The following is a 1,652-nucleotide window of genomic DNA, read 5'->3' on the forward strand; positions in this document are numbered from 1 at the left end:
CCTCGATCTTTCATCGGGCTGGTGAGCGGTCGCGGTCGGCGTCGTTGCCGGTGTTCAGCTGCTGATTCTGGCATTCGGGTATGACAGATCGTCGCAGTGTCCGTTGCGGGCGGTCGGGTTCCACTCCCGAGAAGAGATGCTGCTGGTCGTAGGGACGGGCGGCCTTGCCGGATCAGGTCTGCGCGACGGCAATGCGGAGCCGGTTGACGCCGGTTAGGACGGTGCGGGCTTCGGGAGCGTGCTGGGCGAGGTGGAGGAGGTTGTGCCGGCTGCGGCGCACGAGGGTCGCGGGGATCTCGAACAGCCGTGCGCGGAGCCGTTTGGGCTCCCACTTCCGCGCATCATGGCCGGTCAGCGCGATGGTCTGCATCCAGGCGACGAGCTCGCTAGCGAGCTGGATGATCTGGCACCAGACCTGGTTCTGCGCGAAGCCCTGCAGCGGGAACTTCATCAAGCCCATGTCCTTGGCGTTGCGGATCCGGTCTTCGCATCGTGCGCGGCGGCGGTGTCGCAGCTCGAGCACGGGAAGTTGGCCGCGCGGGGTGTTGGTCGCGAACGCGGTGATGCGCATCCCCTCGTGATCGGTGATCCGCAGCTGCGCCCCAGGATGAGGACGTTCCTTCCGCACGATCACCCGCATCCCGGGCGGCCAACCCTGAAGATCCAGCAGCCCGGTCAGTTCCGCGACCCATGCTCCGTCGCGGATCCCGTCGGTGTCGGTGTCGTAGGCAGGAGTCCACGTCTTCGCCTCATCGATACGTTCCAGCAGGTCGGGAGTGTTCGCGGGGAGGGTGAACCCGACTGAGTAGGCCAGACGCTGCCCGGTCAGCCACTTGACGAAGTCCTTGGTGCCACCGGCTCCGTCGGTGCGGATCAGGACCTTCTTCGACCCCCTTCCGCCGGAGGAGAGCAGACCAGCCGGGAGCTGCGCAAGGGCCTGCCTGGTGATGGTGATGTGATCGGCGGCGGTGTTGGAACCGGCGTTGCCGGGGCGCAGGTGGATCGCCAGCGGTTCCCCGGTTCCTTCGCTGCCGTGGTCCAGGAAAGCGCACAGTGGGTGGTAACCGAAGCCGCGTTTGAACGTCGGTGCAGCCTGCTCCTTCTCGCTGTGGACGTTGATCAGGGTGGCGTCGAGGTCGATGACCAGCGGATTCTGCGCACTGACCCTGCGGACCGGGGAGTGGTCGCCGGCCAGTGCCCAGGCCCGTTCCCGCGCGATGCGGCGGGCCTGGGAGATCGCCTCGACCACGGCGGGTGCGTCCTCGGCCAGCGTGGTCAGGTTCCTGGAGATCGTTGGGGCCGAGGCGACGTCTCCGAACAGTCCCGGTTCGCATCGCAGCAGATCAGTATCCGAAGCGTGCTCGCCGCCGATCGCGAGAGTCATCGCGAGGTCCAGCAGGACCTTCGAGGCGTGATGCTCGGCCAGTGGCTTCGTCCACGGATCCAGAGCTTCACGCAGCGAAGGGGCGAGGCCGGTGGCGTGGATCGTGCCGGTCAGCAGCACCGCGCCCGCATGCGCGGCCGCCGGGACCTCAGCGATGTCCACGCGCGGACGGGGGTAGAAGAACAAGGTAGGGTGGGACACCTGAAAGGTGCTCCTTCCGGCCAGGGATTACGAGACTCAACACCCCGCATCATCCCAGGCCAGGAGC

1 protein-coding gene is annotated in these 1,652 nt (G+C 67.0%); it reads right to left on the reverse strand.

Features of this window, described 5'->3' with window-relative positions; translation table 11 throughout:
* Nucleotides 1-172 precede the first annotated feature (172 nt).
* Nucleotides 173-1,570 carry an IS1380 family transposase gene (locus M4D54_RS13755; RefSeq protein WP_228018797.1) on the reverse strand — a complete coding sequence of 466 codons (1,398 nt, stop codon included), beginning with the start codon at nucleotides 1,568-1,570 and terminating at the stop codon, nucleotides 173-175.
* Nucleotides 1,571-1,652 lie beyond the last annotated feature (82 nt).

The organism is Brachybacterium sp. p3-SID1565 (assembly GCF_025143785.1).
Lineage (GTDB): Bacteria > Actinomycetota > Actinomycetes > Actinomycetales > Dermabacteraceae > Brachybacterium > Brachybacterium epidermidis.